Genomic DNA, 18,602 nt, shown 5'->3' on the forward strand with positions numbered 1-18,602 from the left:
TCATGACTTCAATTTAAGTTGGGCGATTTTATTTTACTAAGCAAGGAAAATCCCATTAATATTTGCCGAATTTTCAGAACTAATATAATATACCTCTATATAACTTAAATGAATAACTCAGAAAGGAAACAACTTCATGATACAAGCAATTACACACGGTATATTACTCGCTTTGGGACTTATCCTCCCATTAGGCGCGCAGAATGTGTTTGTCTTTAACCAGGGGGCGAATCAACCTAAGTTGCGTAGAGCCTTACCAGTGATTATCACGGCTGGACTATGTGATACCTTTCTTATCGTTATCGCGATACTCGGTGTCTCATTAGTACTAATTTCTCTACCTATACTTCAACTTGTCATCTATCTGATCGGGTTCGTCTTTCTGATTTACATGGCGTGGTCATTATGGAAAGAACAACCGCCTCAGTTAGAACACATTGAACCGATGAAGCCGAAGAAGCAAATTGGATTTGCCTTGTCTGTCTCACTCTTAAATCCTCACGCAATTATGGATACAGTGGGTGTGATAGGGACGAGTGCTTCCATTTATGATGGTGGAGAGAAACTCGGTTTCGCACTTGCGACCATCTTTGTTTCATGATTCTGGTTCGTCTTGCTGGCCGTCTTAGGTAAGCTGCTCGGCACAGTCGATAAGACCGGTAAATACATCGTTATGTTGAACAAAGTCTCCAGTGTAATCGTCTTCGTCGTCAGCTTGATTATCTTAAAAAATATTTGGCATATTCTCTTTGGTTAGAATATGAAACAGAGCGTAAAGGTGAAATACATAGGTTGTGGTGTGAATGCCTTAAACCTAAGCTCCTGTATGGCCTTTACGCTCTATTTATATGTTATTGATTATTCTTTAAAGGGAATTTACCAATTTTTTTAAATGGAGGTGCTCCTGCTCCGTTATTTGAAACTCTCAACGTTCCATCTTTATACAAGCGATAATGAGTGGCAGTTGTATTGCTATTAATCGCTGAAGCTTCAATATAATCTCCTTTGTCCGATGTACTGATACGTTTGTTTTCTCCAGCATAGTATTTAATAATCTCTGGTGCATTATCTTTCGTCACTTGTGAATAATGTTCTTCCTCTGCATTAGCCTGACCTGCTTGCATGCCTGTAAATAATACGGCTCCAGTTAAAATTGTAGAGCCTAATACTTTTGAAACCAATTTCATAAATGTTAGTCCTCCTCAATTTTTTATGGAAGAAGCTTCTTCAAAAATAAAGTTATCATAATTGGAAAAGAATTAAAATACATTTTGTAATCTTTTTGAAATAATTTTGTTTTATTTTAGTAATATTTATGTAAAATAATAGCGTTTTTTGTAAAAAATAAGACCCCCTGCACATGCAAGGAGTCTAAATCTCACGTTATTCTTTAATTATTCTTCAGTCGAATCATCGTCATTTTGAATATCTTCATTCACACGATCCATAAAGTCTTGACGTAATTCTTCTGGTTCATCACTTGAGTCAGTAGTGTCTGTCTCAGCTGAGTCCTCAACTTCTGTATGGATTGCTTTGCCAGGTGCATCACCTTCAATGACTTGTTCTTGTTGCTCAGAACTTTCGCCGTTGGAAGGTGTTTCTTCACTGTCAGTATCTTCCGCTTCTTCCTCATTTACTTTAGCTACCGTAGCAACATGTTGGTTCTCACCAAGACGGATGAGTTTCACACCTTGAGCTGCACGGCCATTTTGAGAAATATCTTGTGCTTCCATACGGATAATTACACCGTGGTTAGTGACAACCATAATATCTTCATCACCTGTCACAGTCGTAATACATACGATGTTACCATTACGCTCTGTGATTGTCGCAGTCTTGATACCCATACCACCGCGATTAGAAAGACGATAATCGCTAACTGGCGTACGTTTACCGAAGCCTTTTTCAGTAACAACTAGTACTTCGTCCTCACTATTCTCGTGAGCCACATCTAGGCCTACGACCTCGTCATTCTCACGCAAGGAGATACCTTTCACACCTGCAGCATTACGACCGAGTGGACGTAAACCACTTTCTTGAAAACGGATTAGCGATGCGTGTGCTGTACCGATGAGAATGTCTTCTGTGCCATCTGTTAAACGTACTGCAATCAATTCATCATCTTCTTTGAAGCTAATCGCAATCTTACCGTTCTTATTGATATGAGAGAAGTTACTCAACGCTGAACGTTTCACGATACCTCTCTTTGTCGCAAAGACTAAGAAGTGATCTTCCGTCGTTAAGTCTTTCACTGCAATCATCGTACTAATGCTCTCATCATTGTCTAGCTCAATTGCGTTGATGACTGGAATACCTTTAGACTGACGGGAGAGTTCCGGTACTTCATAACCTTTCAGTTTGTAAACGCGCCCTTTATTAGTGAAGAAGAGCACATGGTCATGTGTACTTAACGTCACGAGTTGGCTGACGAAATCTTCTTCTAATGTGTTCATACCTTGTACACCACGACCACCGCGATGTTGCGCACGGTATGTAGACACAGGTAGACGTTTAATGTAGTTATTATGACTTAACGTAATGACAATTTGTTCTTCAGGAATAAGGTCTTCATCTTCGATACTGTCGATGTTACCTAACTGAATTTCTGTTCTACGTTCATCGCCATAACGGTCACGAATTTCGATAAGTTCGTCACGCACAATTTGTAGTAACAATTCATCGTCAGCAAGTATTTCTTTCAACTCTTTGATGTATTGAACTAACTCGTTGTACTCAGATTCGACTTTGTCGCGTTCTAAACCTGTGAGACGACGTAAACGCATATCGAGAATCGCTTGCGCTTGTCTATCAGATAGTTTGAAACGCTCTTGCAAGCTTGCCATCGCAATCTTATCTGTTTCTGATTCACGGATAATGCTGATGATTTCATCGATATGGTCGAGCGCAATTCGTAATCCTTCAAGGATATGTGCACGATCTTGAGCTTTACGTAAGTTGTATTCAGTACGACGTCGAACTACAACTTTTTGATGTTCTAGATATTCAACTAAAGCTTCTTTCAAGTTGATGAGCTTAGGTCGACCATTCACTAACGCAATGGTATTAACACCAAATGATGTTTGAAGCGGTGTTAATTTGTATAGATTGTTTAAGATAACATTAGCATTGGCATCTTTACGGATATCGATAACGACACGCACGCCTGTACGTAAACTTGTTTCGTCACGTAAATCCGTAATGCCATCGACTTTTTTATCACGTGCTAATTCAGCGATCTTCTCAATCATACGTGCCTTGTTGACTTGATAAGGCACTTCTGTAACGACGATACGTTGACGACCACCACCGCGTTCTTCGATTTCAGCTCGTGCACGCATTTGAATAGAACCTCGGCCCGTTTCATAAGCACGTCGGATACCACTTTTACCCATGATCAAACCTGCAGTAGGGAAGTCTGGACCTTGAATGTCTTCCATGAGTTCAGCTACAGTGATGTCGGGATTGTGGCTTAAACTTAAGACCCCGTTAATCACTTCCGTGAGGTTGTGAGGCGGAATGTTCGTTGCCATCCCTACAGCGATACCACTTGCGCCATTAACGAGTAAGTTAGGGAAACGAGACGGTAAGACTACCGGCTCTCTTTCAGTACCGTCATAGTTATCGATAAAATCAATCGTGTCTTTGTTGATATCACGTAACATTTCGAGCGTGATCTTAGTCATCTTCGCTTCAGTATAACGCATGGCAGCTGCGCCATCGCCGTCCATTGAACCGAAGTTACCTTGACCGTCTACTAACGGGTAGCGATAACTGAAATTCTGTGCCATTCTCACCATCGCTTCATAGATAGATGAGTCACCGTGTGGGTGGTATTTACCCATTACGTCCCCAACGATACGTGCGGACTTCTTGTATGGCTTGTCAGGTGTCATACCTTGTTCATTTAACCCGTATAAGATACGTCGATGTACTGGTTTAAGACCATCACGTACGTCTGGCAACGCACGTGATACGATGACACTCATCGCGTAGTCTAAGAACGATTCCCGCATTTCACTGGTAATATTACGTTCATTAATTCTTGATTCCGGTATTTCAGACATCAAGGTGCCCTCCTTCAACATTTCAATTCATGGTTCTAGAAATCTAAGTTAGCGTATACAGCATTATCTTCGATGAACTGTCTGCGGTTCTCTACCACGTCGCCCATTAACATCTCGAAAGTTTGGTCTGCATCAATCGCATCATCGAGCGTAACTTGAAGCATTGAGCGATTCTCAGGGTTCATCGTTGTCTCCCATAACTGATCCGCGTTCATTTCACCTAAACCTTTGTAACGTGAGATAGACCACTTAGGTGTTGGATTCAATTCTGCTTTGAGATTATCGAGCTCGCGATCATTAAAGACATAATACTTCTCTTTACCTTGTGTGAGTTTGTATAAAGGTGGTTGGGCGATATAAACATAGCCCGCTTCAATCAACGGTCTCATGTAGCGATAGAAGAATGTGAGTAAGAGGGTACGGATGTGCGCACCGTCTACATCGGCATCGGTCATAATAATAATCTTATGATAACGTGCCTTGCTCAATTCAAATTCGCCACCGATACCTGTACCAAATGCTGTGATCATTGAACGAATTTCGTTGTTATTCAATATGCGATCAAGTCGAGATTTCTCAACGTTAAGAATCTTACCTCTTAGTGGGAGAATTGCTTGTGTCGCTGAGTCACGACCTTCTTTCGTAGACCCCCCGGCAGAGTCACCTTCGACGATAAAGATTTCACTTTCGTCAGGATTTTTACTAGAACAGTCTGCGAGTTTACCTGGTAAACTTGAAACTTCTAGAGCAGATTTACGACGTGTCACTTCACGTGCTTTCTTCGCTGCCACACGTGCTCTTGAAGCCATAATCCCTTTATCTACAATGACACGACCGACTTGAGGGTTCTCGTAAAGGAAACGCTCAAATTGTTCAGAGAATAATTTATCCACAATTTGACGTACTTCAGAGTTACCTAACTTCGTCTTCGTTTGTCCTTCGAATTGAGGATCACCGTGTTTAATTGAGACAACAGCTGTTAAACCTTCTCGTGTATCTTCACCAGAAAGCTTGTCTTTATCATCTTTGATAATCTTACTTTGAAGACCATAGCTATTTAAGATACGTGAAAGCGCACGTTTAAAGCCTTCTTCGTGTGTACCGCCTTCGTATGTGTGAATATTGTTGGCATAAGTAAGAAGATTCGTCGCAAAGCCACTATTGTATTGCAATGCAATTTCTACTTCGATATCTTCTTTCGTTTGATGAATGTAGATAGGCTCATCATGTAGAGGTTCCTTATTCTCATTCAACATCTCTACGTAGGACTTGATACCACCTTCATAGTGATAATTGTCCTCTCTCACTTCGTCTTCATCTCTTTCATCGCGAAGTGTAATAGAGATGCCTTTATTTAAGAATGCTAACTCTTTAATACGCTGTTGAAGCGTTTCATAGTCATAAACTGTCGTTTCAGTGAAGATTTCTGGATCTGCTTTAAAACGGATTTCAGTACCTGTATTATCGTCGTCTGTTTCACCCACAACTTCTAGATCAAACTGAGGGACGCCACGTTCGTATGCTTGGTGATAAATCTTATTGTCTCTATGTACGTAAACTTCTAATCTTTCAGATAAAGCGTTTACGACAGAAGAGCCAACACCATGTAAACCACCAGATACTTTGTAGCCGCCGCCACCAAATTTACCGCCGGCGTGAAGCACTGTGAGGATAACTTCGACTGCAGGTCTACCCATCTTCTCTTGTGTATCTACAGGGATACCACGTCCATTATCAGTGATACGTATCCAGTTATCTTTCTCAATAATGACCTCAATCGTATCTGCATAGCCCGCTAAAGCTTCGTCGATACTGTTATCGACAATTTCCCAAACAAGGTGATGCAAACCCTTTTCTGAAGTAGATCCGATATACATACCTGGTCGTTTACGAACCGCTTCAAGTCCTTCTAATACTTGAATCTGACCAGCACCATAATTTTCCGTGTTGTTCACATCTGACAATGCTTCCACCTTCACTTTCTGTTACTTAGTAATTTCGCCTTGATTGATGCGATATAATTTAGCATTACTCATAATTTCATGATCAATACCGTCTACTGATGTTGTCGTCACAAAGGTTTGAACTTTATGTTGAATCGTGCTTAATAAATGCGATTGTCGTGAATCGTCGAGTTCACTTAACACGTCATCAAGTAAGAGAATAGGATATTCGCCGACCTCTTGTTTCATCAGTTCAATTTCTGCCAACTTAATGGATAAAGCTGTCGTCCGTTGTTGCCCTTGAGAGCCATACGTTTGCGCGTCCATATCATTGACGTTAAACCCTAAATCATCTCGATGTGGACCGAACAAACAAACGCCGCGTTCTTTCTCACGTTCCATATTTTTATCGAGCGTCTCTAACACTTCTTCGAGCAAGACGGATTGATCTTTCGACAAGTCGTTCAACTTCAAGCTAGGGAGATATTTCAAATTCAGTCGTTCACGCTCATCCGTAATACCTGAGTGGATGGGTTGAGCCAACGCTTCGAGTTCGTTAATAAAATGCGCTCTCCGCAAGGTAACTTTAAGCGCATATTCAGCAAACTGTTGATTTAAGACTTCCAGCATAGTGCTGTCTGTCTTATCTCCGTATTGAAGCTGTTTAAGATAATTATTTTTTTGTTTAAGAATACGTTGGTACTGCGCTAAATCGTTGAGGTACACTGCTGAAATTTGACCGAGTTCCATATCGATAAAGCGTCTGCGAATTTGAGGTGCACCTTTCACGATGCTCAAATCCTCAGGTGCAAAGAGCACGACGTTCAAATGACCAACATATTGCGTAAGTTTACTTTGTTCTAAGTGATTGACTTTAACTTGCTTGCCCTTCTTCGTAATCAACATCGTCAGCGGCATTTTCCCATGACGATAACTTAATCCTCCCTCTATCTTAGCATAGTCACTCTTGAAGCGAATAAGCTCTTTGTCGTTGGACGTACGGTGACTCTTCGCAAGCGCTAAGACGTAGATGGATTCCAACAAATTCGTCTTTCCTTGCGCATTCTCACCGATGAGAATATTCACCTCGGGGTGACAGTCAAGATAGATTGACTCGTAATTACGGTAGTTTTCAAGCTGGAGTGTATTTAATTTCATTCTTCACCTTGATAAGAAATGATGAATGAGTCAATTTCTGGAATTTCAGGTATATCAATGCGATCTTGGTGCGCCAATTTCTTACCTCGGCGTGTTTCACGTTCACCGTTGAGCAAGACTTCGAAATCTTGTAAGAACCACTTTGCTTGGCCACCTGATTCAATGATGGCTTCATTCTTTAAAAATTGACCTAATGTAATCTCGTTATCAACGACTACTGTCTCTACCAAATCAATCACTCCATTCCTTGTAGTCACTTATTATATTATACCTTTTTTCACTCAAAATTTCATGCCCTAGACGGCGTAAAATCAACGAAGTTTCACGAAAATCATAGAAATTTGCTACACTGCGTTCATTTTTTCGGTTTCACTAACTACTTTTTAGCTAAATTATGTGGGTTGAAAATGAGAAAATAACCTATATTGAATTTTAAAGGGGTATTTAGAGCCAACTTATCTTTCAAGATAGATTTATCCTGGAGATATTTCTCAGCTTAAATTAAAAGGCTGAATAAGCTCTCAAATGATTTTCAAACTATACTTCACCCATTTGTCTCTAATCTTAGTATCTTTCTAATTTTACCTGCTCACTCATATACACGTGAGAAATGCAATTTTTACTTTTAACTCAAACAAAAAGAGGCAAGAACGAGCATTGAAACTCGTCCTAACCTCGATAAGCTCATTTGAAATGGTAACATGCCTAGTAAGTTCTGATTGGCAAGATCAATTGTGTTACGGAGTCATCATCTTTCGGTTTCAAGATAAATGGCTTCATCGTACCGAAGAATTCGACCTCTACTTCGTCGTTATCAATCGCTTTAAGTGCGTCCATCATGTATTTAGAGTTGAAAGATATCTTTAAATTGCCGCCTTCAACATCATTTGCTTCTACTTCCTCTTTCACAGTACCAATTTCAGGTGAAGTTGATGAAAGCTCAACGATTTGATTGCCTGTGCTCAATTTGATGACGTTGTTGCCACCTTCACGAGCAAGAAGTGAAGCACGATCAATTGCATGATAGAACTCGCCATTGTTTAAACCTAATTTAATCTCGTAGTTCTCTGGGAACAAGCGAGATGTATCTGGATAATGGCCTTCCAATAAACGTGAAATAAAGTTGATGTGACCCACGCGGAAGAGAACTTGGTTAGATGCGAAGAAGATGTCGATTGTATCATCGCTGTCAGAAACAATCTTGTTCAATTCAGCTAAAGCTTTACCAGGAATGATGACATTCTTATCTTCAGATTCGTCTTCTAATGCTAACTTTCTCACAGCTAAGCGGTGTGAATCGGTAGCAGTGCATATTAATTCATTATCTTGTATAAGCCAGTTGACACCTGTAAGTACTGGGCGTGTTTCTGAGGTAGACACTGCGAAATTCGTTTGTGCTATTACGTTTTTCAACACTTTAACAGGAATTTGAATGGCGTCATCACGAGAAACTTGTGGTAACAATGGATATTGATCTGGATCTAATCCACTTAAATTAAATTCCGAATGACCAGAAGTTATTAAAGTTTGGAACTGTTCGTTAGTTGATAATTTCACATCTTTACCTGGTAATTTCTTAACGATATCTACGAAGAAACGACCAGGAAGTACGACAGATCCGGCTTCTGAAATATTTACAATTTCCTCTCCATCCACTTGTTTAGGGATTGTGATTTCAATTGAGATTTCAGAATCAGAGCCTGTAAGAATCACTTCGTCATCTTTAGCATCAATCTTGATACCTGTCAGTATAGGTAATGTAGTTCTAGGCGAAATTGCTTTAAGTGTGTCATTGAGTTGATTAATAAAGTAATCGCGTCTGATAGAGAATTCCATAATTATTCTTAACTCCTTCCAGTCGTTTATAATAATTATATAGGTTTTAAATTCGTAGTCATAGTAGTAGGCACTGTGAATTAGTGGATAACTTAAGGCAAGTCTTGCGTGACAACGTTATTCACATGTGGATAACATGTGTGTAGTGTGTACATCTTGTCCACAATATCCACATTTCATATTTTATGGTTATCCTCTCACTACTTTAGATTATCCTCTTGTTATTGCCTAATTATTATAAATTACGTACTTCTTTTTCTAGATTTTCTACTTCTTGTTTAAAAGTCGGATCGTCTTGCATATCTTTAGCAATCTTATCGTGTGCATGAATTACTGTCGTATGATCACGCCCGCCGAATTCTTCCCCAATTTTAGGTAAAGAGAAATCAGTTAACTCACGTGATAGATACATCGCGATTTGTCGAGGATAAGCAATAGATTTCGTACGTTTCTTCGCACTGAAGTCCTCGATGCGCACGCTGTAATAATCTCCAACTACTTTCTGAATATCTTGAATCGTAATCTTCTTCGTCTTAGGTGTAGAGATGAGATCTTTCAATGCCGTCGCGGTAAGCTCAGTCGTGATAGGTTCGTTCTGCAGTTTAGAGAAAGCATTTACCCTGTTGAGCGCGCCTTCAAGTTCTCTGATGTTGGTTTGAATTTGATTTGCGATATACGTGAGTGCTTCAGTAGGAATATCTAAGTTCTCTTCTTCCGTCTTCTTCTGCAAAATAGCCATTCGTGTTTCGTAGTCTGGTGGTGTTATATCAACGATGAGACCCCACTCGAAACGTGAACGCAAGCGGTCTTCGAGTTTCGAAATTTCTTTCGGTGGTCGATCACTGGAGATGACAATTTGTTTATTGGCTTGATGGAGTTCATTAAAAGTATGGAAGAACTCCTCTTGGGTTTGTTCTTTATTCTGAATAAATTGGATGTCGTCAATTAACAGAATATCGATGTTACGGTATTTTTCACGAAACTTGTCAGATTCGTTCTGACGAATTGATTGGATAAATTCGTTGGTAAACTTCTCACTTGAAGTGTAAAGCACTTTCATCTCGGGATTTGTTTCCAATACATTGTGACCAATCGCTTGCATCAAATGAGTCTTGCCTAAACCAACGCCTCCATAGATAAAGAGTGGATTGTAGGCTTCAGCTGGTGCTTCAGCTACAGCTAGACTTGCGGCATGTGGGAAGCGGTTTCCTGGACCGATGACAAAGGTTTCGAATGTATTGTGATCATTAAATTGTTCTTTACCAATTGAAGCCTCGTCTACACTATGTGCTGTTTCTTTCTGAGGAGTCGGACTAGCAGGACCTTCGTTAGCTTTCAATTTTTCGTACTGATCTTCTGAGTAGAATGTAGGCTTTACATCCACTTCTAATGCTTGATATAGCACGTTTTGTACAACTTCTGTATATTTCTGACCTAGCCAGTTCGCGACGAATTCATCGTCAGTCACTATAATGGCCTCTTCTGGGGTCAGCTTTTCGAGTTGGGTATCTTTAAAAAAGGTATTAAAAGATGTAGCAGCCACATCTTCCTCAATCATGGAAAGGACTTTCTCCCAAATTTCTTGTTCTGACATAATCACTAACTCCATTTTCTTGTTATTTTTAAGTTATACACAAAACTCACAAGATATAATTTGAGAAAATCACACCTGTGAACAATTATCCACAACTTAATCACAATCAGTGGATAACTTTTCTCAGTTTCTAAGTTACTCACAAGGAATTTGAGTATAATTCTAGTAAATGATTCTAGGTGTATCAATACTTTAGATGACTTATCCACATAATTATACTTTTTCACAATCACAACTGTCAAATGCCTGTGAATAGTTCCATAAATACTGGAAAAATCTGTGTATAACACAAGTATTATCCACAAATTGTTAGAGGCGTGTTGTGTATAAAGTGGATAACTTCAGTGCTCGTGAAATGAATTTTGGGAAATAATTTGCAAGCGATTCATCATTTATGTATAAAACTGTTATAGTACAAAGTGCTACAGTTCGTTAGTTTTCGAAAGCTGACGTTACACAAATAGTTGGAAACGAACAAGCTGTATTCAGTGGTAAATAAGTAAAAAATGCAGGAAAAACAGCAGATATAACGACATTTAGAAAGAGTAATTAAGATGCGATGTTGCGATAGAACGACTAAAAATCTACTTGCTTTATAAAATGCAATTTGTTATATTGTAGTAGTTGCTTGAATTATAGATGGAATTCATTAAGATTAAATCAAGACATAAACGCTTAAGAGCTTATTACAAATATCTATAGCAAAGTAGGTATTGGAATCACATACGGAGGTGTATTTGAATGGTCAAACGTACTTATCAACCAAATAAACGTAAACACAGTAAAGTTCATGGTTTCAGAAAACGCATGAGCACTAAAAACGGACGTAAAGTCTTAGCGCGCCGTCGTCGTAAAGGCCGCAAAGTATTATCAGCATAAGACTGATGGATCACTGACTTATCAGTGGTCTTTTTTTTGATTAAAGTAGCTCTTTATCGGACTTTTATAAAAGGCAAGAAAGCTTAACGAGGTTGGAGCGAGAGTCCTAACATAAAAAAATAAAATCATCTCAGATTCAACCTAATAACATTTATATGAGTGAAACTGCAAAATCATATAGATTTCTGTCTCACTCTCTATAATTAATTATCAATGACAACTTATCCTATAGTATAATTAGATAATCAGATTCTCACGGTAATAATTAGAGTGAGAAAATACTTAGTCAGAAGAGAGAAACGGTGAAGCTTGATGGAAAAAGCATATCGGATAAAAAGGAATAAAGACTTTCAAAATATCTATCGACGTGGTAAGTCAGTTGCCAACCGTCAATTTGTCGTTTATACACGCAAAGATGCTTCGCTTGAACACTTTAGACTTGGCATCAGCGTTTCAAAGAAGTTAGGCAATGCCGTGCAACGTAATCGTATTAAGCGTGCGATTCGTGAGAACTTCAAGGTACATAAAGATGATATTATCCCTATAGATCTTATCGTTATCGCTAGACAACCCTCTAAGCGTATGACGACATTAGAAATACAAAGTAGTCTTGAACACGTACTTAAAATAGCTAAAGTGTTTAACAAGAAGATAAAGTAAGAGGGTAGGGGAGATTTAGACCACCCGCACACTAACTTCAGACAAACGGCAGTCCTACCTGTGATGTAATTAAACAAGTTATTCGCATTTTGTAAGTAAAGTCACTACAATACTATAATGAAATTTTGTCTGACAAGGAGGCGAGAAAGATGATGGACCTGGATACGATAACGAGTATTTCTACTCCAATGGGAGAGGGCGCAATAGGTATCGTTCGTCTATCAGGGAATGACGCGATTCCGATAGTAGATCAATTATATAAAGGAAAGCATCGACTTGAGGATGTGGATTCTCATACGATTAACTATGGACATATCATAGATCCAGAAACGCAAGAAGTAGTAGAAGAAGTCATGGTTTCAGTCTTGAGAGCACCGAAGACTTTTACACGAGAAGATATCGTCGAAATTAACTGCCACGGTGGAATATTAACGATTAACCGTGTGTTGGAACTCACAATGACATATGGTGCGCGTATGGCTGAACCGGGAGAATACACGAAACGTGCGTTCTTAAATGGTCGTATCGATTTGTCACAAGCTGAAGCGGTTATGGACTTTATCCGTTCTAAGACTGATCGCGCCTCTAAAGTGGCAATGAATCAACTTGAAGGTCGCCTCAGTGATATGATTAAGCGCCAGCGCCAATCTATTCTCGAAATCCTTGCTCAAGTAGAGGTCAATATCGACTATCCGGAATACGATGATGCAGGCGATGCAACGACTGAATATCTATTAGAGAAATCGAAAGAGATTCAGTCGCAACTCGATCAGCTACTTCAAACGAGTACGCAAGGGAAGATTATGCGTGAAGGTCTCTCGACAGTCATCGTAGGTAAACCGAATGTCGGTAAGTCATCTATGTTAAATAACTTGATTCAAGACAATAAAGCGATAGTTACTGAAGTAGCAGGTACGACACGTGATACGCTAGAGGAATATGTCAACGTCAGAGGCGTACCTCTACGTCTCGTTGATACAGCCGGTATACGTGATACGGAAGATATTGTAGAACGTATCGGTGTTGAGCGTTCACGGAAAGCACTAAGTGAAGCAGATTTGATTCTGTTTGTGCTCAACTACAATGAGCCTCTGTCTGAAGAGGATCGTCAACTTTACGAAGTGATTAAGAACGAAGATGCTATTGTAATTGTGAATAAAATGGACTTAGAACAGCAATTAGATTTAGATGAAGTGAGAGAAATGGTAGGCGAATTACCGCTCATCGAAACATCTATGTTGAAACAAGAAGGTATAGATGAGTTAGAGATGCAAATTCGTGATTTATTCTTCGGTGGAGAGGTTCAAAATCAAGATATGACGTATCTCTCTAATTCACGACACATCTCACTCATTAAACAAGCTAGTAATGCAATTCAAGATGCGATTGATGCAGCAGAAGCGGGGGTGCCGATGGACATGGTACAAATCGATTTAACACGCACTTGGGAAATCTTAGGCGAAGTCATCGGCGAATCTGCAAGTGACGAACTCATCGATCAACTCTTTAGTCAATTCTGTCTCGGTAAATAAAAAGGAGGTATCAAGATGGCGCAACATTATGATGTCGTGGTCATTGGAGCAGGCCACGCAGGTATTGAAGCCGGCCTAGCTTCAGCAAGACGCGGCGCAAAGACACTCATGTTAACAATTAACTTAGACAACATTGGTTTTATGCCTTGTAACCCATCCGTAGGGGGACCAGCGAAAGGGATTGTCGTACGTGAACTCGATGCCTTAGGTGGTCAAATGGCTAAGACGATTGACCGTACGCACATTCAAATGCGTATGCTCAATACAGGAAAGGGTCCAGCTGTGCGAGCATTGCGTGCACAAGCAGACAAAGTACTTTATCAACAAGAAATGAAGCGTGTCCTTGAAGATCAAGATAATCTCACAGTAATGCAAGGCATGGTAGACGACCTCATTGTTGAAGATGACGAAATTAAAGGGGTACGTACAAACATCGGTACAGAATATTTAGCACAAGCTGTAGTCATTACGACAGGTACATTCTTACGTGGTGAAATCATCTTAGGTGAAGTGAAATATTCTAGTGGTCCGAACCATCAATTACCATCCGTTTCACTTGCAGATAACTTAAGAGATCTTGGCTTCGAAACAGTAAGATTCAAGACGGGTACACCGCCACGTGTAAATTCCAAAACGATTGATTACGATGAGACAGAAATTCAACCGGGTGACGATGTAGGTCGTGCTTTCAGTTATGAAACGACGGAATATATTTTAGACCAACTTCCATGTTGGCTTACTTATACGAATGGCGATACGCATAAAGTCATTGATGATAACTTACACTTATCACCGATGTATTCAGGTATGATTAAAGGTACAGGTCCACGTTATTGCCCATCTATTGAAGACAAGTTTGTGCGTTTTAATGATAAACCACGCCATCAGTTATTCTTAGAACCTGAAGGACGTTCTACGAATGAAGTTTACGTGCAAGGTTTATCTACAAGCTTGCCAGAAGATGTGCAACGTCAAATGCTTACAACGATTCCAGGGCTTGAGCATTCAGATATGATGCGTGCGGGTTATGCGATCGAGTATGATGCGATTGTGCCTACGCAACTATGGCCGACGTTAGAGACGAAGAAGATTAAGAATCTCTACACAGCTGGCCAAATCAACGGTACATCTGGTTATGAAGAAGCGGCCGGACAAGGTATCATGGCAGGTATCAATGCGGCAGGACGTGTCTTAGGTCAAGATGAGAAGATCTTAAGTCGTTCTGATGCTTACATTGGCGTACTTATCGATGACCTCGTGACGAAAGGTACGAACGAACCGTACCGCTTGTTAACTTCTAGAGCGGAATACCGTCTGTTATTACGTCACGATAATGCCGATTTACGTTTAACAGATCTCGGTCACGAACTGGGTCTTATTTCAGATGAACGCTACCAACGTTTTAATGAAAAACGTGAAATGATTAAAGAAGAACAAGCGCGTTTAGGTCAAATCCGTATTAAGCCGAAAGAACGTGTTCAAGAAATTATTGAAGCGCACGGTGGCTCTAAGTTGAAAGATGGCGTGCTTGCGATCGATTTACTTCGTCGTCCAGAAATGTCTTACGATATTATCTTAGAGATGTTAGAGGAAGAACATCGACTACCAGCAGAAGTAGAAGAACAAGTTGAAATTCAAACGAAATATGAAGGTTATATCAATAAATCACTACAACAAGTGGAAAAAGTTAAACGAATGGAAGCGAAGAAGATCCCTGAAGATCTCGACTACAGTAAAGTGGATAGTCTTGCTTCAGAAGCACGTGAGAAGTTGGCAGAAGTGAAGCCGCTTAACATTGCTCAAGCTTCTCGTATCGCAGGTGTCAACCCAGCTGACATCTCTATCCTGCTCGTTTATCTTGAACAAGGACATATTCAGAGGGTGAATCAATAACATGAGTGTAGAATGGCTAACACGAGCTTTGAAAGAACATGATATTGAGTTAACTGAACAGCAACAAGACCAATTTAAGCAGTATTATGAGATGCTCGTTGAATGGAATGAGAAGATGAATTTGACGAGTATCACTGAAGAGTCAGAAGTGTATTTGAAGCACTTCTATGACTCGATTTCACCGAGTTTCTTTGAAGATTTCAATCAACCATTAACGATTTGCGATGTTGGAGCAGGCGCAGGATTCCCAAGCATCCCATTGAAAATCGTCTTCCCTGAGCTGAAAGTGACAATCGTGGATTCATTGAATAAACGTATTCAATTTCTCAATCAACTTGCGGATCAGCTAGGTCTCACAGGTGTCAGTTTTGTACATGATAGAGCCGAATCTTACGGTAAGGGAGACTACCGGGAGTCTTACGATATCGTGACCGCACGTGCCGTTGCGCGTTTATCCGTATTGAGTGAATTGTGCTTACCTTTAGTGAAAAAAGGTGGTAAATTCATCGCAATGAAAGCATCTAAAGCGGAAGAAGAACTTGAAGATGCGCGTTTCGCCATAGGTATCCTAGGCGGTAAGTTCGTATCACTCGAAACATTTGAGTTACCTGAAGAAGCGGGTAAACGAGAAATGGTGATGATTGAAAAGAGAAGCAAGACGCCGAAGAAATATCCACGCAAACCAGGTAAGCCGAATAAATCTCCTTTAGTTGAATAATAAGCACGGAACAAATCATTTAGAGGGAGCGCAGAGTAATGAAGAAACCTTTTTCTAAGTTATTTGGTTTAAAAAATAAAGATGAAATCATGAATGATATAGAGGAAGATAAGAATAGTCAGGTTGAAGCGGTGCCAATCGAACGTATTGTTCCCAATCGTTATCAGCCTAGACAAATCTTCGAACCTGCAAAGATTAGCGAACTTGCCGAATCGATCGAAGAACATGGCTTGTTACAGCCTATAGTTGTCAGACCAATTGAAGAAGGCATGTACGAAATCATTGCAGGAGAACGTCGCTTTCGTGCGTTGTCTTCTCTCCATTATAAATACGCCGATGTAATTATTCGCCAACTCAACGATGAGGAAACAGCTGTGGTGGCGCTCATTGAGAACATTCAGCGTGAGAACTTGTCAGTGGTTGAAGAAGCTGAAGCTTACAAGAAGTTGTTAGATATTGGTGATACGACGCAAGGTGAACTCGCGAAGAGTGTCGGTAAAAGTCAAAGCTTTATCGCGAATAAGTTACGCTTACTCAAACTTGCTCCCAAAGTGCTTACGAAATTGCGTGAAGGCAAGATTACAGAACGTCACGCCCGCGCATTATTGAGCTTATCGCACGATGAACAAGAATCGCTTCTTGAATTGATTATTGCTCAGAAGTTAAATGTGAAACAAACAGAAGCGCGCGTGAAGAACTTTACTGCTCCTGAAAAAGTTAAAGCGCAAACGTTCGGTTTCACGAAAGATTTAACACAGGCTAAAGAGAAGGTCGGAGAAAGTATCGCCCACATTGAAGATAGTGGTGTGCACGTGGAACGTCAGAATAGAGAGACGGACGATTATTACGAAATTAAGATTAAATTATACAAACGATAAATGAGCGTGTAGTGGTGCCGTAGCAAGTTAAATTCAACTTGTAAGGGTGCTTCTTTTTTAGGTTGGAAGTGACATCATCAGAGATAAGTGAAATTATCGCTGATCGCAAATCAATGTTTCACGTCAAACAGAGAGAGCGCACAAATTATCCTATCCACAAAGGTGGATCAAAGTACTCACATTTTACTCAATAACTACCCTTTGGCATGCATCTCAGCCACTGGATGTGATAGATTTAAAGCAATTACATTAATGATTAAGGGAGGAATTGAGATGGCACAACGTGATTTACCGACATTAAAGTACGAAGGTGATGCGACACATGCGGTTCCGCTACTCGCACATGAGAAAGGAATCCAAACTGTTACTGCAGAGCCGTGGGTCAAGATTTCAGATGAAGGTTTGCAACTAGAGGGACTTTGCTTCGATAGAGAACATAACTTGTTCTTATGCGAGGTCTTTGGTGGCAAAATCTTCAAAGTGACGCTACCTGAGAAAGAAGTTGAGCACGTCTTTATTTCTGAAAAAGAAAATCCAGCTTCTGTTAAAATTCACAAAGATGGACGCTTATTCTTATCATGTTTAGGGGACTTTAAAGATTCCGGAAGCATCGTAGCGACTCAGACAGATGGCTCAGCGTTAGAAGAAATCATTTCTGAAATTAACACCGAATATTGCGTCGATGATTTAGTATTTGATAGCAAAGGCGGCTTCTATTTCACAGACTTCCGCGGCTATTCTACGAACCCACTTGGCGGCGTTTACTATGTGGATCCAGATTATCAGACAGTGACGCCGATCATTCAGAATATCGCTGTAGCAAACGGCGTCGCGTTGAGCACAGACGAACGTATCTTATGGGTGACTGAAACGAATGCGAACCGTTTACACCGTATCGAACTTTTAGAAGACGGCAAGACGATTGCGCCATTTGGTGCGAAGATTCCGTATTACTTCACGGGTCACGAAGGTCCGGACTCTTGCTGTATCGATAGCGACGACAACCTTTATGTCGCGATGTATGGTCAAGGTCGTGTGCTCGTATTTAACAAATATGGTCATCCGATTGGCCAAATCTTACTTCCTGGTAGAGAGAAAGGGCATATGCTACGTTCTACACACCCTGCTTTCATCCCAGGCACAAATCAATTGATTATTTGTTCAAATGATATGGATAATGACGGTGCTTCATGGCTCTTTACGGCGCGTGGATTCGCTAAAGGTCACAACAGCTATCAGTTTCATTAAGTCGTAGTAGGTAAAAGTGGGGCGTTTGCGAGATTGATAGCGCAAATGTTTTAAGATTGAGTGTGGATATAAAAGGAGAACAACATATGAAGTGAATGAAAATCACGTCTATAACTAATTATGAGTAGATTTTCAATGGTGACTTGAGACGCTTGATGGATCTAGACCACAACGAAAATCCATTCTTCGAGCTCTTTGA

At 40.2% G+C, this 18,602-nt stretch carries 14 protein-coding genes and 1 pseudogene; 8 read left to right on the forward strand and 7 right to left on the reverse strand.

Translation table 11 applies throughout. The features are described 5' to 3' along the window. Positions 1 to 136 precede the first annotated feature (136 nt). A pseudogene (locus tag CD039_RS10825) lies at positions 137 to 757 on the forward strand (LysE/ArgO family amino acid transporter). Positions 758 to 851: 94 nt separating this feature from the next. On the opposite strand, the gene CD039_RS10830 reads toward CD039_RS10825, so the two are convergent. The 7 genes from CD039_RS10830 to dnaA form a co-directional block, all read right to left on the reverse strand. Then, positions 852 to 1,187, reverse strand: a complete 336-nt coding sequence (locus tag CD039_RS10830) for a hypothetical protein (RefSeq protein ID WP_103372325.1) — start codon at positions 1,185 to 1,187, stop codon at positions 852 to 854. Between the two features lie 207 nt (positions 1,188 to 1,394). Next, on the reverse strand, positions 1,395 to 4,064 hold the full coding sequence (gene gyrA / locus CD039_RS10835; protein WP_103372326.1) for a DNA gyrase subunit A: 2,670 nt from the start codon (positions 4,062 to 4,064) through the stop codon (positions 1,395 to 1,397). A 35-nt stretch (positions 4,065 to 4,099) separates the two neighbouring features. After that, positions 4,100 to 6,037: a DNA topoisomerase (ATP-hydrolyzing) subunit B gene (gene gyrB / locus CD039_RS10840; protein WP_186303068.1), complete on the reverse strand. Its 1,938-nt coding sequence runs from the start codon at positions 6,035 to 6,037 to the stop codon at positions 4,100 to 4,102. 12 nt (positions 6,038 to 6,049) lie between these two features. After that, positions 6,050 to 7,165, reverse strand: a complete 1,116-nt coding sequence (recF, locus tag CD039_RS10845) for a DNA replication/repair protein RecF (RefSeq protein ID WP_103372328.1) — start codon at positions 7,163 to 7,165, stop codon at positions 6,050 to 6,052. Further along, the gene (gene yaaA, locus CD039_RS10850; RefSeq protein WP_103372329.1) at positions 7,162 to 7,395 is read right to left on the reverse strand and encodes a S4 domain-containing protein YaaA; all 234 of its coding nucleotides are present in this window, start codon (positions 7,393 to 7,395) and stop codon (positions 7,162 to 7,164) included. Before yaaA ends, recF begins: the two co-directional genes overlap by 4 nt. Positions 7,396 to 7,870: 475 nt before the next feature. Continuing rightward, the gene (gene dnaN, locus CD039_RS10855; protein WP_088606534.1) at positions 7,871 to 9,004 is read right to left on the reverse strand and encodes a DNA polymerase III subunit beta; all 1,134 of its coding nucleotides are present in this window, start codon (positions 9,002 to 9,004) and stop codon (positions 7,871 to 7,873) included. Between the two features lie 232 nt (positions 9,005 to 9,236). After that, positions 9,237 to 10,595 (reverse strand): chromosomal replication initiator protein DnaA, encoded by a 1,359-nt coding sequence (gene dnaA / locus CD039_RS10860; RefSeq protein ID WP_103372330.1) that lies wholly within the window; start codon positions 10,593 to 10,595, stop codon positions 9,237 to 9,239. 741 nt (positions 10,596 to 11,336) lie between these two features. On the opposite strand from dnaA, the gene rpmH reads away from it, so the two are divergent. The 7 genes from rpmH (at position 11,337) to CD039_RS10895 (ending at position 18,403) form a co-directional block, all read left to right on the forward strand. Next, entirely contained in the window at positions 11,337 to 11,474 is a 138-nt protein-coding gene (rpmH, locus tag CD039_RS10865) for a 50S ribosomal protein L34 (protein ID WP_000240855.1), read from the forward strand. A 312-nt stretch (positions 11,475 to 11,786) separates the two neighbouring features. Further along, positions 11,787 to 12,134, forward strand: coding sequence for a ribonuclease P protein component (rnpA, locus tag CD039_RS10870; protein ID WP_002472784.1), 348 nt, complete (start codon positions 11,787 to 11,789; stop codon positions 12,132 to 12,134). 152 nt (positions 12,135 to 12,286) lie between these two features. Then, a complete protein-coding gene (gene mnmE / locus CD039_RS10875; protein WP_103372415.1) occupies positions 12,287 to 13,666 on the forward strand; it encodes a tRNA uridine-5-carboxymethylaminomethyl(34) synthesis GTPase MnmE in 1,380 nt (459 codons plus the stop codon). A gap of 15 nt (positions 13,667 to 13,681) precedes the next feature. Continuing rightward, the gene (gene mnmG, locus CD039_RS10880; RefSeq protein ID WP_103372331.1) at positions 13,682 to 15,559 is read left to right on the forward strand and encodes a tRNA uridine-5-carboxymethylaminomethyl(34) synthesis enzyme MnmG; all 1,878 of its coding nucleotides are present in this window, start codon (positions 13,682 to 13,684) and stop codon (positions 15,557 to 15,559) included. A gap of 1 nt (position 15,560) precedes the next feature. Further along, positions 15,561 to 16,277, forward strand: coding sequence for a 16S rRNA (guanine(527)-N(7))-methyltransferase RsmG (gene rsmG, locus CD039_RS10885; protein ID WP_103372332.1), 717 nt, complete (start codon positions 15,561 to 15,563; stop codon positions 16,275 to 16,277). A 38-nt stretch (positions 16,278 to 16,315) separates the two neighbouring features. Then, positions 16,316 to 17,155, forward strand: a complete 840-nt coding sequence (gene noc / locus CD039_RS10890; protein ID WP_103372333.1) for a nucleoid occlusion protein — start codon at positions 16,316 to 16,318, stop codon at positions 17,153 to 17,155. 273 nt (positions 17,156 to 17,428) lie between these two features. Next, complete coding sequence (locus CD039_RS10895) at positions 17,429 to 18,403, forward strand: SMP-30/gluconolactonase/LRE family protein (protein WP_103372334.1); 975 nt, start codon at positions 17,429 to 17,431, stop codon at positions 18,401 to 18,403. Positions 18,404 to 18,602 lie beyond the last annotated feature (199 nt).

Source organism: Staphylococcus argensis (assembly GCF_002902305.1).
Classification (GTDB): Bacteria; Bacillota; Bacilli; order Staphylococcales; family Staphylococcaceae; genus Staphylococcus; species Staphylococcus argensis.